Origin of the sequence: Commensalibacter sp. Nvir (genome assembly GCF_963921845.1) — a bacterium.
Classification (GTDB): Bacteria; Pseudomonadota; Alphaproteobacteria; order Acetobacterales; family Acetobacteraceae; genus Commensalibacter.
In genome coordinates this window covers 32,888-47,145 of the sequence record NZ_CAWUGZ010000034.1, presented here as the reverse complement: position 1 = coordinate 47,145, position 14,258 = coordinate 32,888, and the positions used below count along the sequence as shown (strand labels likewise).

At 36.1% G+C, this 14,258-nt stretch carries 11 protein-coding genes; 6 read left to right on the top strand and 5 right to left on the bottom strand.

Translation table 11 applies throughout. From position 1 onward, the window contains the following. Positions 1–115: 115 nt before the first annotated feature. From AABE15_RS02690 to AABE15_RS02680, 3 genes are all read left to right on the top strand, one after another. Entirely contained in the window at positions 116–835 is a 720-nt protein-coding gene (locus tag AABE15_RS02690) for a response regulator (protein ID WP_338329739.1), read from the top strand. Further along, a complete protein-coding gene (locus AABE15_RS02685) occupies positions 828–2,216 on the top strand; it encodes an ATP-binding protein (RefSeq protein WP_338329738.1) in 1,389 nt (462 codons plus the stop codon). Before AABE15_RS02690 ends, AABE15_RS02685 begins: the two co-directional genes overlap by 8 nt. A gap of 73 nt (positions 2,217–2,289) precedes the next feature. Then, on the top strand, positions 2,290–2,868 hold the full coding sequence (locus AABE15_RS02680; protein WP_338329737.1) for a YqaA family protein: 579 nt from the start codon (positions 2,290–2,292) through the stop codon (positions 2,866–2,868). Positions 2,869–2,916: 48 nt separating this feature from the next. On the opposite strand, the gene AABE15_RS02675 is transcribed toward AABE15_RS02680, so the two are convergent. From AABE15_RS02675 to AABE15_RS02665, 3 genes are read right to left on the bottom strand one after another with little or no spacing between them, the layout of a single operon-like run. Further along, positions 2,917–3,474, bottom strand: a complete 558-nt coding sequence (locus AABE15_RS02675) for a hypothetical protein (RefSeq protein WP_338329736.1) — start codon at positions 3,472–3,474, stop codon at positions 2,917–2,919. Between the two features lie 50 nt (positions 3,475–3,524). Beyond that, positions 3,525–4,421, bottom strand: coding sequence for a 4-(cytidine 5'-diphospho)-2-C-methyl-D-erythritol kinase (locus AABE15_RS02670; protein WP_338329735.1), 897 nt, complete (start codon positions 4,419–4,421; stop codon positions 3,525–3,527). After that, entirely contained in the window at positions 4,421–6,181 is a 1,761-nt protein-coding gene (locus AABE15_RS02665; protein ID WP_338329734.1) for a tetratricopeptide repeat protein, read from the bottom strand. The genes AABE15_RS02670 and AABE15_RS02665 overlap by 1 nt, the downstream gene beginning before the upstream one ends. 59 nt (positions 6,182–6,240) lie before the next feature. Here AABE15_RS02665 and AABE15_RS02660 point away from each other — a divergent pair, with 59 nt between their 5' ends. Together AABE15_RS02660 and AABE15_RS02655 are read left to right on the top strand one after the other, a co-directional pair. Next, on the top strand, positions 6,241–6,981 hold the full coding sequence (locus AABE15_RS02660) for a uracil-DNA glycosylase (RefSeq protein WP_338329733.1): 741 nt from the start codon (positions 6,241–6,243) through the stop codon (positions 6,979–6,981). A gap of 111 nt (positions 6,982–7,092) precedes the next feature. Then, positions 7,093–8,952, top strand: a complete 1,860-nt coding sequence (locus AABE15_RS02655; protein WP_338329732.1) for a transglycosylase SLT domain-containing protein — start codon at positions 7,093–7,095, stop codon at positions 8,950–8,952. Positions 8,953–9,014: 62 nt separating this feature from the next. Here AABE15_RS02655 and AABE15_RS02650 read toward each other — a convergent pair whose 3' ends face one another. Both AABE15_RS02650 and hpnH read right to left on the bottom strand, forming a co-directional pair. Beyond that, entirely contained in the window at positions 9,015–10,307 is a 1,293-nt protein-coding gene (locus AABE15_RS02650; RefSeq protein WP_338329743.1) for a hemolysin family protein, read from the bottom strand. Positions 10,308–10,634: 327 nt separating this feature from the next. Then, positions 10,635–11,822, bottom strand: a complete 1,188-nt coding sequence (gene hpnH, locus AABE15_RS02645; RefSeq protein WP_338329731.1) for an adenosyl-hopene transferase HpnH — start codon at positions 11,820–11,822, stop codon at positions 10,635–10,637. A gap of 399 nt (positions 11,823–12,221) precedes the next feature. Here hpnH and dxs point away from each other — a divergent pair, with 399 nt between their 5' ends. Then, a complete protein-coding gene (gene dxs / locus AABE15_RS02640; protein WP_338329730.1) occupies positions 12,222–14,234 on the top strand; it encodes a 1-deoxy-D-xylulose-5-phosphate synthase in 2,013 nt (670 codons plus the stop codon). Positions 14,235–14,258 lie beyond the last annotated feature (24 nt).

Genomic DNA, 14,258 nt, shown 5'->3' with positions numbered 1-14,258 from the left:
TTACTATTCTATGGCTTTTACAGTTATAAATCACGATACGCTATTTATTTCCTTTTTTTCTCAATTAAATTTGGGTAACACTATAAAAATAAACTCATTGTTATGAACGTTAGAAATGGAAAATTCTGCTCATTTACTCATCGTGGACGATGATCGTGAAATTGTTGACCTACTTTCTCAATTTTTAAAAAAACATGGCTTTCAAATTAGCTTTGCATACAACGGGCAAGAAACAAAACAGAAATGGAAAATTAATAAGTACGACTTGGTTATTTTAGATTTAATGTTGCCCAAGGAAAATGGTTTGCAAATTGCACATTGGTTAAGACAACAAGCGGATATACCTATCATTATGTTAACAGCTATGGGCGAGGAAGCCGATCGTATTATTGGCCTAGAACTCGGAGCAGACGATTACTTGGCCAAACCTTTTAATCCTAGAGAACTTTTAGCAAGAATTCATGCCGTATTGCATCGATCTAAACGAAGAAATACAATAGAAATAAGTAAGACAAAACAAATTATGCAATTTGGCGAATGGAAGTTAAACCCAATTAACAGACAGTTAATTCATAAAAATTATAGTGAAGTTCCACTAACAGGCAAAGAATATAATTTATTACTAGCCCTCCTTCAAAATGCACCCAATATCGTCACTAGAGAAAAATTATCGATTATTTTATATGGTCACGAACTTTCACCGTTAGATCGTACTATTGATGTTACGCTGAGTCGCTTAAGGCGAAAATTACAAGATGATGGTAGACAGTCTCAAATTATCAAAACAGTACATCGGGGAGGTTATTTACTAGCACTGCCCGTACACTATGTATAAAACATTTACTAAGTTTTATAAGAAAATATGCCCACATTCCTTAGCCACTAAAACAGCCCTTTTGCTAATGGTAGGAATAGGGTTGGTTGAGGCTTGTGGCCTGATGATTCATACTATGGATCGTTTAAATTTTGATCGAATAACCCAGGAACAAGAAGCCATTAACCGGGCTACTGCAATTTATAGAGACATATCTGAAGTAGATAGCAAAGACCGCGCAGATGAAATTGCTGATCTTGATCCTATACACGGATTTACTATTTTCTTATCTTCTAAACCTGATTTACAAAAAGTGGGCCCTCAATCGGCAAAGCTAGAACAAACCATCACTCACTTGTTAACAACCATATTATTTCCCCCTGAACTTCGTCCCCTTAAAATTATTGCCGCGTTTGATAAATACACACTTAAAAGTGCTGTTGCATTTCAATTACCAGATGATAAAAAATGGCTAAATATTTCTTATACACTATTATCACCTAACCCTTTTAAAACAGCTACTTTTCCTATCGCTTTTTTTGTCATGGCTACTGCTACGAGCCTGATAACATTATGGGGCGTTAAGCGTTTAATCGCTCCTGTAGGCACCTTAGCAGCTGCAGCTGAGCGATTAGGACAGGATGTCAACTCTCCTCCGTTGCCAGAAAGTGGACCTTTAGAAGTCGCCCGTGCTGCACGCGCTTTCAACGATATGGCTCATCGAATTAATCGTTTTATTAACGATCGAACTCAACTTTTACTAGCTATAGGACATGATTTAAGAACACCTATTACCCGGTTAAAATTAAGATCTGAATTTATTGATGATATTCATCTTAAAAACAAGTTCATCGAAGATCTTGATGAACTTGAAAAAATGATTAATGCTACCCTTGCTTTCGGACGTGATTCGGCAAAACAAGAACCCATCATAACCCTAGAATTAACAACATTATTAAAAACTTTAATACGTGAATTAAAAGAAACTCATCCTGACAAGTCAAATACCATTAAACTTAACCCATATACGTCTAAAGTTATGATCAAAGCTAGACCAATTAATCTTAAACGGGCCTTGCAGAACTTAATGGAAAATGCTTTGTATTATGCAGGCAATGTTACAGTAACTTTAAGAATCGATTACACTCATCCCACCAAAATAAACCATAATAAAAGAATTCTCATATTCATTGAGGATGATGGACCTGGTCTTGACGAACAATATTTAAACTATGTATTTGAACCTTTTGTTCGCATGGAAACAAGTAGAAATAGAGCTACAGGGGGAACGGGCTTAGGATTATCCATCACGAAAAGTATCTTGCGCGGTCAAGGGGGAGACGTAATTCTTGAAAACCGTCATACAGGAGGTTTACGTGCCAAAGTAATTTTACCTAACTAATACTTTATTAGGTAAACTGATTAAATTTTACTTAAATTTAGTTTAATAGTCATTTTTTGAATTGATTTATCTCATGCTTCATCGTTTATATACTCGTGCTATCTCCTTTGCTCAGAGCCAATTTGCACCATTGTGGTTGATTATCATCTCATTTTCAGAAGCAAGCTTTTTCCCAATACCCCCAGATATTTTATTGTGCCCTATGATTTTAGCCAAAAGAAAAAACGCTTGGTTATATGCTTTAATCTGTACTGTATCCAGCGTAATCGGCGGTATACTAGGATGGATCATAGGGGCCTTTTTATTGCACTTTTTAGCAATGCCGATTGTCCATTTTTACCACGCAGAACAGCAACTAACAGCTTTACAATCCAAATTTAATACCTACGGCGTCTGGATCATTTTAATCAAAGGTTTGACGCCTATTCCTTATAAATTTGTCACCATTGCCTCAGGGGCTGCTCACTTTCCAATGATACCTTTTATAGCCGCCAGTTTAGCCACCAGAGGAATACGTTTTTTTATAGAGGCGTTGTTACTATACTATTTTGGACCTAAAATCCAAAACTTTATTGAAAAGAGATTGGTCTGGGTCACAACTTTATTTTGCATAATTTTGCTCGGCGGAATTATCGCTTTCAAGTATTTATAAAAGTCCTCATAATTTTAGAAAGTAAATAAACCATTTTAACGGTTTAACTTAAGAATTTTTAAGTTTTGATCGAGAACTATGTATTTTTTTCTTGGCTTTTGTTTTTATACGAGTATGCACATCTGTTTCAGAGATCTTTTCTAATGGTTGTTCAGAACCAGAACGTGAATTAGATGTTGTCATAATATTACGATCATCTTTACGAGATGATACAACTTTTGAATCTGTGTTTTCGACAGAAGGTAATTTCTTTATTTCAATAATTTTTTGCACTGCTTCAAAATACTCTTTTATTTCTTTGTCACCTAGCATAAATCCAACTGGTCCATAAGCAGGATGTTGAAAAGCCAGCAACGTGCTATCATTCCCCTCACTGACTTGTACTGCCCATTTTACCTGTTTTGCAGGTACTAATTTAGCTCCCGCAATATCAGGAATTTTTTGCCCTTCTGCCATGGCCCACCGCATCGTACCTAAAACACGGATAAAATCCTCTAGTTCTTTTTGAGAAAGTTCTATTTTTTTAGTTTCTAGTCCATCTGACAGAAAACCTAACGCAAGTTTCGTTTTATCTTCCGATATTTTAATATTTATATTTACGCTCATATTTTCCCCTTTTCGTATTAAGTAAAATCATAGCACTGTAAAAAATAATATTAAAGTTTAGAAAAAATATTTGTCCCCAAACCACCCCAGATCCACCACGAATATTGTTTGGCAAGTAATACTGACGCTCGATAAGCTTGTTCAGCGGTTTGAAATAAGGCAAAACAAGTAGCTCCAGATCCACTCATTCTTACCAAACGGCAATCGGGCAATTTTGATATAGCGGTGATGACTTCAAAGATTTTAGGACATATAGAGCACGCTGTTTCTTGCAAATCATTGTTGCACGAAGCAAGTCTAGTGACAAACGAATCAAAGTTCATACCCTCTATAGGGATCTTTACTTCCTGGGAAAATCGCTTTTTTCTCTTTCCAAACACGTCCGCTGTCGAAACATTTTCACCATGATTAACTAATAATATACCAAAATTAGGCAAATTGGATACAAAGCTTAATTTCTCACCAATTCCTTGCATGCGTTGAGGCACGGAATGTAAACATACAGGCACATCGGCCCCGAGTTCCAACGCTATTCCCATCAATTGATCTTTAGATATATTGATCTGCCAATAATTTTTTAACAAACGTAAAGTAGCTGCAGCATCCGATGATCCTCCTCCGATACCAGAAGCAATAGGCAAATTTTTTTGTAAACTTAACTGAACCGGCTTTAATAAATTACCGTTAAACTGTGCTAGCCGCTCAGCTGCTTTAATAACAAGATTATCACGGATGTCTTTATTTTGAAATTTTGTAGAAAAAAAACCATCAATTTTCAATGAAATCAATTTTTTTTGCGTAAGTGGTGCTGAAGTGACTGTAATTTTATCGTATTTATCAGGAAATATAATTAAGCTATCCAATAAATGATAACCGTTATTGTTTTTACCTGTAACGTGTAAGTATAAATTAACTTTTGCAAAAGCTTTTTCTTCCAAGCTCTTCATTATTCTTTATTTCCCTTTTTTTTCAAAAAATCTGCAAATTGACCTTTTTTTGATAAGGCTTCAAGAATAAGTTTTTTTTCTTCTGGTGTTGGTGAACAAGTCAAAGCAATATTCCATTGGTTAATAGCTTCTCTACGCCTTCCTGATTTCCAGTATGCAACACCAAGATGATAGTTTAATTCAGGATCCTGTGGAATTGACTCTGATGCGTGTTCCAATTGTTTTATAGCGCCTTTCGTGTCGCCATTTAACAACATAACCCAACCTAAACTATCCCTTATTGCCCCTTCGTCAGGGGAAATATCAACGGCCTTTTGCAACAAGCTTTGTGCTTCTACCAAATGTGTATTTTTTAACGCCCAAGAATAACCTAAATAATTTAATAACAGAGGTTCATTAGGGGCAAGCATAAGAGCTTTCTTTAAATCTTTTACTGCTTTATTCCATAATTTTAAATTTTCATAAGCAATCGCACGAGTAAATAACACGGGCCATAAAAATTTATCATTAATATTTGAAAGGCTCAAAACCTTAGAATAAGAAAAAATAGCTTCAACATATTTTTTCTGATCAAAATAAGTGTCCCCTAGAGATTGCCATACATCAGGCAAACGAGACTGTTCAGAAGCTATATCTTTTAATTGTATCTCTGCTTGAGTATATAATCCAAGTTGTTCGTTAAGCTGAGCAACCCTGAGTTGCATTAAGCTGTTTAATGGATCTTTATTTGCAATAGGTAGCAAAATATTTTTAGCTAACGAGAGCTGCTTTTCTTGAGACAAAACACCTGAAAGCATCAATTTTGCTGATGAAAGTGTTGGATCTAAGTTTATCGCTAACCTTAAAAATATTTGCTCTGTGTGCAAAGCAATTTTGTTTTCAAAAGAAGTTTTAAAATCAATATTTTTTTTCCCTAACAAATCTTGCTGTATTAACGAAGCAACGGCCACATAAATTTGAGCAATAGCTTGTTGGGCGTTTTTGACAGGTAATTGCAATAGACTGGTGCGCAAATCTTTCTCAGAAATAGATAAAAAAGGCAAATTATCAATTAAAACTCCAAGCAACTCATCGGCTTTACCCATTCTATGTGAACGAATTAACCAGTTCCCATACGCTTGCGTTAACAATAAATCAGGGCCAGGGAAATAAATAATAGCTTGTTCAAACTTATCACCTGCTTTTTTTTCCTCTTGCATTAAAGAATACATCAATGCTTGCTGTAAATAATACAGACCTGATAAAGGCATATTTTTGCCCTGCTGCTCTAACAAATTAATTGCTTTTTCATGGTCACCCAAACTAAAAATACACCAAGCTTGTAATAAGGGGTACGTCATCTGACTGAAGGAATCGGGAGGTGGGTTTGAAAAATAAATGAAAGCTTTGTTCCATTGGTTTTTTGTTAATGCATCATTTGCTAAAATTAATTTGGCAATAGGATCCTTTTCGGATGCGGCCAAGTGGATTGCAAGGTCATCCCCCGCAAGTACGCTATGATAGAAAGTAACCCAATGCAACTCGGGATTTGAAGGGTTTAATTTCATCACTTTGTTATACAATTGAGCAGCGATAGCATTATCATTTGTGCGCGCTGCATAAAACCCAGCTAAAAAATCTCCATACCCACCATTTTGATGAACAAACGGCACTATGGGCTCCGGATCATTACAACAATTTGAAGCATCTGCATTGGTTAAAAACGCTATCAATGTAAAAAACGATAAAAAAAAGATGCATAAAAAGCGTTGACGTTGCATAGTATACTAACTCTTCAATAGATAGGGTCTTTTATTAACAGATATGCTTGTAACCCGATATGAATAACACTTTATTTCTTTTACAACTTTATTCAGAATGGGGCATTAATGAAACACTTTCCCCTTTATGTACAAATCATTTGCAAAATGTAAAGCAAATAGCAAGAGACAAAAAAACAAAAAAAATATCTCTCTCAATTTCTGATGAGAAAAATATTCCCTTACAAGATATAAAAATTATTGAAGATTTAAAACAAATTATTCAAGCTTCAAAAAAAAATCCTCTCTATATGACGGCTATGAATACTGTTTTACCCGAAGGGAACCCCCAATCTCCGTTTTTTGTCATTGGTGAAGTCCCCGATGCAGAAGAAGACAGAAGTGGTCAGGTTTTTTCTGGTCAATCTGGAACCTGGTTAACACAAATGTTTGATAGCATTGGTATTAATATTAGCTCCTGCTTTCGTATGCCTCTTATTCCTTGGAGACCACCTGGAGGCCGTTCTCCTTCTAAGGAAGAACTTGCTTATTGCATGCCTTTTGTGTTTAAAGCCCTTGAAATTTGCAAACCTTCTCTCGTCATAAGCCTTGGACTTTTACCAGCACGTATATTAACCGGATCTACTTCTTCCATTGGACAATTGGCAGGGAATTGTTATGAATTTGCAATTCCTAATGTTGATATCCACCTGAAATTATTTTCTTTAAGACATCCTCTACAATTAAATACCAGCGTCAAAATAAAACAGCATACTTGGAAAAACTTGTTGCAACTTCGTAAATTGATCGAAAATCAATAACACAATCAAATAATTTTGATCAACTTAAATTAGGCTGTTTCAATATATTAATTAACAATTAATATTCATTAACCTTGATTTATTGTTTTTTTGATCTAAATAACATAGATTATGCAAGGGATCCAATTTATATCCCCCTTAGCTGTACGAGCCTTAGTGGCCGGTGCAACTTTATTTGCTGGTGTTTCCTTTTTCTCAGTAAAAGCACAAACGACCAAGCGAACAGATCAATATGAAGAGTCATCACTCGTGTCATCGACGTCTTCATCTACATCACTTGACGACAAAATTCGTTTTCCTAAGCCACTTAGTTTCGAGGACGAACAAAGAATACGTCATATCTTTGATCTGCAAAAACAAGGGGATTTCACGACTGCCCAATCTGAAACCGTTCAACTTTCGGATAATTTACTGCTGGGTGATATACTGGCTGAACGTTATTTGAACCCTCACTATACAGCTTCAAAAGGGCAACTTATCTTATGGCTTAAAAATTTTCCTAACTATGTAGAAGCTCCATTAATACTGAAAAAAATAAATCATCGTAACATTAATACGGATTTAAACTTTTCCTCTACGTCACAAGACCGTTTTTTTAAAGAATGCCAAAAAATTTCAATTACGCCTATATCACTGTCAAGCCCGTTTAAGAGAAATTCTAATCTTGATCGTAAAGTTCATATTGAAAGTAAAAGAGGTATTAAAGGCGCAAAGGCTGCTCTGTCGTTAATTAAATCTAGTCCTAAAATATCAGAGCTCTATGCTCTACAACTTGAAGCAGAAGTGGCTCAACAATTATTTTACGTACAAGAAAATCAACTTGCACTGGATATAGCTAAACAGTCTTTCATACACTCAAAAAACCGCATCGCTCTTTCTGGGTATATAGCGGGTCTGATTTGCTGGGAAAATAACGATAACGATCAAGCTTACGAATTTTTTTCAAAGGCCTCACGCGCAGATGTGACCTCTACAGAAATACAAACGGCAAGTTATTTCTGGGCAGCACGCACAAGAATTAAAGTAGGCGACGAAAAAAACTATAAACTTTGGTTAGAAAAGGCTGCAACCGCTCCTAGAACTTTTTATGGTATTCTTGCCCGTCATATTTTAGAAATTGATTTTCAAATACCTGAGAACAATTATAAAAAAATAAATACTTCCAAAACTTTAAGTGAGGAAGAATTACAAATAATTAACGATACTCCGTTTGGAAAACGTTTTTTTGCTCTACTTCAAGTTGGGGAAAGAAATAAAGCTGAAATAGTTCTTAGACAATTATATGAACAATCCGCACAGAACACTGCTTTTTCGCAAACCTTAAGGCAGCTTGCTCTGGCTGCAAATTTTCAACAATTAGCCAATCAATTTACGGTAATTTTACAAAAGAAAAACCAAGAAGCAGCTCATTATAAAACTTTACCTATTCCAAAACTAACCCCAAGAAATGGTTATAAAATCAATCCTGCCTTGGTCTATGCACTCACACGCTTGGAATCCAATTTTAACCAAAAAGCAACGTCTCATACGGGTGCGATGGGCCTAATGCAAATTATGCCAGTTACTGCACGCTATATTGCTAAAAAACAAAATAATTTGATTTTACCCCGGGTTAACGAACTTAAGAATCCGGCAATCAACTTAGAAATTGGCCAGTTGTATCTTATTCATTTATCTGGATTATACAATGAAAACAAAACCGAAATGTTTCCTAAAGGTGGAAGCTTACTTCATATGTTGGCCAGCTATAACGCAGGTCCTACTTTGATTTCTAAATGGATAGAAACGAACCATAATGCTCACGATCCTTTGCTATTTATGGAAACCATACCCCTTAAAGAAACAAAAAATTATTTACATAAAGCGATAACTTATCTATGGATTTACTCAGAGGAGCTGCACGTTCCTGCCCCCTCTTTACAGGCACTAGCAGATAATCAGTGGCCTAGTTTTGCAAGGGAATTAAATTAAAAAAAACAATTATGTTTTGCTATAAAACAAATTCAGTTAGTTTGATTCAAAAGGTTAAAAGTCTAGTTTTTGGCAACAGGTTGGCGACTAGTTTTAACCTTGGTAACGCGCCTCCCTTCCATTTCAAGGACTTCAAACAACCATCCAAAAAAAACAACTTTATCTCCTGCTGCCGGAACACGTTTTAATAATGTAAGTATTAACCCCGCAAGCGTATGATAACTCCCTGCAGCAGGAATATTTTCTAAATTAAGTTGGTCGATCACTTCATCTATAGGTGTAGTTCCATCCCAAACGTACTCGTCAACAATACCAGAATCTAAACGAGGGGCATCTACTGCAGCTTGGCTGATTTCTCCTACAATAGCTTTGAAAATATCAGAAACGGTTAATATACCTTCAAACGAGCCATATTCATCTAATACCAAGATAACCCCTAACGTATCCGACCTCAATCTCTCCAAAGCATCCAAAGCAGACATATTATCAGGCACAACTAAAGGGCGCTTTAGATAAGAGTCAATTGAAACATCTTCACCTTTTAGAACCATACCTAAAATATCGTTAATAGTAATAATACCAATGGGATTATCAATTTCCTTTTCACAGACAATTAATCGAGAATGAGGCGTGTCGAGTAAAATTTTGTAAAGATTATCTTTAGAAGCAAAACGATCAATCCAGTCAATTTCGTTGCGAGGTCTCATAACCGCTCGAACGGGTCTATCCGCCAAACGAAGTAAACGTTCAATCATATTACGCTCTTCAACCTCCAACACACCTGTTTGAGCGCCTTCAGCAATATATGCTCTTAACTCTTCTTCAGTAACTGAAACTCTAATTTTTTTATATCTACCTAATAGTTTCAATATATATCCTGAAAATTTCCCTAAAATCCACACACCTGGAGAAGCTATTTTAGAAAGTAAGTCGAAAATCCAAGCTAATCGAACCGCAATAATTTCTGGTTCTTGTAATGCTATTTGTTTTGGAACCAACTCACCAAATATAAGCATAAAAAAAGTAATCAATACAACTACGATAATAATAGATAAATTATCGGCAAATATACCTAAAAAAGGGATTTGTCTTAACCAACACCCCAGATATGATTCAACTTTAACCCCACCAAATGCTCCTTCTAAAATTGAAACCAATGTAATACCGATTTGTATAGTAGGAAGAAAACTTTGAGGGTTATCCATCAAACGCAATGCACGATCGGTTCCCCTAATTCCTTGACGTTGCATGGTGACTAGGCGTGTTTTACGACTGGATATTAACGCTAATTCCCCCATAGCAAGAATACCATTAAAAAAAATTAGACCTGCAATAAACAATATGGAAAACATAATTAAATATACTTCATAACAACTGAAACTAAAAAAATTTAAATAGAAACTAGTATAATAAAATATTAACAACAGAATCAAAAATAATCTACAAGTATTAGTAAATACTAATATTTCCCCAAGAATAAATAAATAGACAAAATTCTTTCCTTAATATTTTTGATTTTTTTAAAAATTTTCAGCACTTATACTCTGTTAAAAATCTATATATTCACAAAAAAACCCTTTTTTATAATTTTTATACCAATATAGTTTTATCGAAGGTCGCGATAAAAAAAAGCGCAAACTATTTAAAGAATGCGCTTTTAAAAAATACACTATTTTTTCCTATTAAAAGTTAACGGAAGCGCTTTCTTCCAGTTTAGTTTTGGTCACACGTCTGATAGCCAAAGAACGTTTATTCGGTGAATTTAATTTGATTTTTTCTAATAAATTTTCTACTTGTGCACCATAGACATAGTCAGCACGCCGTTGATGAGATAGATCAATTTCTGGGGCCATAGGCCCTTGAACTTTAGGACCTGTAAACGCAACTTTTGCAATATGCCATGGGCGCTGTACGGCATCTCTTACCGCCGTTGATTCATACCCAGAATGTACCATGCAGTTGGCACATTTTTCATAATTGCCCGTACCATATAAATCCCATTGAGTATCGTGCATAAGCTCAGCAAAAGTTGACGCATACCCTTCTCCCAAAAGATAACAAGGACGTTGCCAACCAAAAACTGTTCTTAATGGCTTTCCCCACGGAGTACATTGATATTGTTCATTACCAGCCAAGAAATTTAAAAACAATGGTGACTGAGTAAAACGCCACTTGTGACCCTTACCCAAACTAAAAATAGTACGAAATAACTGCTTTGTCTTTTTTCTATTCAAAAAATGCTCTTGATCAGGTGCACGTTCATAAGCATACCCTGGAGCAGTCATAATACCATCCACCCCCAATTCCATAACATAATCAAAAAAAGAAGCAACTTTTTCTGGATTAGCATTATCGTAAAGGGTACAATTTATTGACACGCGAAAACCTTTTGATTTCGCAATTTTTATCGCAAGAATTGCACGTTCATAAACACCTTCTTGACAAACAGAAGCATCATGCATGGATTGGTCACCATCGAGATGTATATCCCAAGAGAAAAAAGGAGAAGGATGATAATCGTCAATTTTCTTTTCCAATAGTAGGCCATTTGTACACAAATAAACGTAACGTTTACGAGCAATCAATCCTTGTACTATTTTAGGCATATCTTTATGAAGGAGCGGCTCTCCTCCGGCGACTGCAACAACAGGTGCACCACATTCTGCGTCTGCATCTAAACATTCTTGAACGCTTAACCGTTGATTTAAAATTTCAGCTGGATAGTCAATTTTACCACAACCGGAGCAGGCTAAGTTACAACGAAACAATGGTTCCAACATCAAAACCAGCGGGTATTTTTTACGGGCAGTCAGATGTTGTTTAACAACATAACTACCGACTCGAACCGCTTGCATTAAAGGGACAGCCATTTTACAGTACTCCTGAATCGTGCATTAAGAATAATTTAATAAACACAATAATGAATAAATTACTTCATAGAAAACAGCAAGAAATATACTTATTTTATAATAATATGCTATTTTTTGAATTGTAAATCTGGACTAAAATCATAGTTCTATTTAATACATTGTCTTAAAAGATAAAAATCGAAAAACTTATTTTTGCCTGATTATCATGACAATTTTGCCACAACCCTAGGAGGGTATCTTAAAAAACTGAAAAAAAACGAAACTAATTCCTCTATTTAAAGTAATTAGTATAAATGCAACTTTAAATCTATTATCAATATTCTCAATTAATGAATTTTTTTAACAACGAAATAGCAGAATTTATTATATCCCTGTGTAACCAAACGGATTAAATCGAACATGGATAAACAAACCACTATTACCCAGAATCCAAAAGATCTGTCTGATTCCAGAAAAACCGTACCAACGTATGGGCGTTTTCCTTTATTGGATCGTGTTCATCAGCCTGCAGATTTAAGAAATTTTTCAGTCGAACAACTTGAACAGCTTTCCCGCGAATTAAGAGCAGAAACTATAGACGCTGTTTCTACGACAGGCGGTCATTTGGGTGCCTCACTGGGTGTGGTGGAATTAACAGTCGCCATTCACGCTGTGTTTGATACACCAAACGATGCTTTAATTTGGGACGTAGGCCATCAAGCTTATCCTCATAAGATTTTAACAGGTAGAAGAGAGGCAATAAGAACCCTTAGACAACCAGGGGGTCTATCTGGCTTTACGAAACGATCTGAAAGTATGTATGACCCGTTCGGGGCTGCGCATTCTTCTACTTCAATTTCTGCGGGGCTCGGCATTGCTGTTGCAAATCAATACAAAGCCTTAAGAAATAAAAATTATAAAGAAAGAAACGTTATTGCTGTTATTGGAGATGGATCCATTTCGGCAGGTATGGCTTATGAAGCGATGAATAATGCCGCCGTCGCTGGACCCGGTGCTGAAAAACTAATTGTTATTCTAAATGATAATGAAATGTCAATTGCACGACCTGTTGGTTCTATGTCTGTTTATCTTTCACAGCTTCTTTCTTCGCGTCATTTTTTAGGGCTTAGAGATCTAGCTGCCCGTGTAGCAAGCAAGCTTCCAGAAAGTATAGAAAAAAAAGCAAGACGTGCTGAAGAATATGCCCGAGCCATGATGACGGGTGGCACACTATTTGAAGAGTTAGGATTTTATTATGTTGGACCTATTGACGGCCACAATCTGCAGCAACTTGTGCCCGTTTTAAGAAACTTGAGAGATGCTGAACATATCGGTCCCATCTTACTTCATGTTGTAACTCAGAAAGGGTATGGCTACAAACCTGCTGAGGATTCTGGAGACAAATATCATGCTGTCACCAAATTTAATGTTATTACTGGTGAACAAACAAAAGCACCACCAGGCCCCCCTTCATATACCTCTGTATTTAGTAGCGCTTTAATCCATTGTGCTAAAAAAGATGATAATATTGTCGCTATTACAGCGGCAATGCCATCCGGCACGGGTTTGGATAAATTTGAGGCTCAATTTCCTGATCGTTTCTTTGATGTAGGAATTGCGGAACAACATGCTGTCACTTTTGCCGCAGGACTGGCAACAGAGGGTATTCGACCTTTTTGTGCCATTTACTCAACCTTTCTCCAACGTGCCTATGACCAAGTCATGCATGATGTTGTTTTACAAAAGCTGCCTGTTAGATTCGCAATTGATCGCGCAGGTTTAGTAGGAGCTGACGGTGCCACCCATGCAGGAACATATGATATAGCCTATTTAGGTTGCCTTCCAGATATCGTCCTTATGGCGCCTAGTAACGAAGTTGAATTAATGCACATGACCGCTACTGCGGCCGCATTCGATGAAGGCCCCATTGCTTTTCGTTATCCAAGAGGTCCTGGTTTAGGACTTAAATTACCGGTAAAACCAGAACTTCTTACCATAGGTAAAGGACAGCTGATCAAAGAGTTGGGACAACAAACTCAAAATGAAAAAGGAGGGATAGCAATTTTATCCTTTGGCACCTGTTTGTCCGAATGTATCAAGGCAGCAAATATTCTAGAAGAAAAAGGATATGCCCCTACAATTGCTGATGCACGTTTTGCAAAACCATTAGATAGTGAACTTATTAACCAACTTGCCAGACATCATAAAGTTTTTATCACTATTGAAGAAGGTTCTCGTGGAGGTTTTGGATCATTTGTAATGGAACACTTGGCTAATAATGGATTATTGGATAATATTCGTTTTAGGCCTATGGTCATACCGGATTACTTTATTCACCATAATACACAAAAGGCTCAGTATGAAGAAGCCGGTCTTGATTATTCTTCTATCGTTAAAGTTGCTTTACGTGCCATTGGTGCCCATAAGTGCTAATCTTCACTTTGATAGTTATTAATT

What these genes read in the sequence shown, in the direction of transcription:
- AABE15_RS02690 (WP_338329739.1), top strand. Translation starts at nt 116, where the DNA reads ATGGAAAATTCTGCTCATTTACTCATCGTGGACGATGATCGTGAAATT.
- AABE15_RS02685 (WP_338329738.1), top strand. Translation starts at nt 828, where the DNA reads ATGTATAAAACATTTACTAAGTTTTATAAGAAAATATGCCCACATTCC.
- AABE15_RS02680 (WP_338329737.1), top strand. Translation starts at nt 2,290, where the DNA reads ATGCTTCATCGTTTATATACTCGTGCTATCTCCTTTGCTCAGAGCCAA.
- AABE15_RS02675 (WP_338329736.1), bottom strand. Translation starts at nt 3,474, where the DNA reads ATGAGCGTAAATATAAATATTAAAATATCGGAAGATAAAACGAAACTT.
- AABE15_RS02670 (WP_338329735.1), bottom strand. Translation starts at nt 4,421, where the DNA reads ATGAAGAGCTTGGAAGAAAAAGCTTTTGCAAAAGTTAATTTATACTTA.
- AABE15_RS02665 (WP_338329734.1), bottom strand. Translation starts at nt 6,181, where the DNA reads ATGCAACGTCAACGCTTTTTATGCATCTTTTTTTTATCGTTTTTTACA.
- AABE15_RS02660 (WP_338329733.1), top strand. Translation starts at nt 6,241, where the DNA reads ATGAATAACACTTTATTTCTTTTACAACTTTATTCAGAATGGGGCATT.
- AABE15_RS02655 (WP_338329732.1), top strand. Translation starts at nt 7,093, where the DNA reads ATGCAAGGGATCCAATTTATATCCCCCTTAGCTGTACGAGCCTTAGTG.
- hpnH (WP_338329731.1), bottom strand. Translation starts at nt 11,822, where the DNA reads ATGGCTGTCCCTTTAATGCAAGCGGTTCGAGTCGGTAGTTATGTTGTT.
- dxs (WP_338329730.1), top strand. Translation starts at nt 12,222, where the DNA reads ATGGATAAACAAACCACTATTACCCAGAATCCAAAAGATCTGTCTGAT.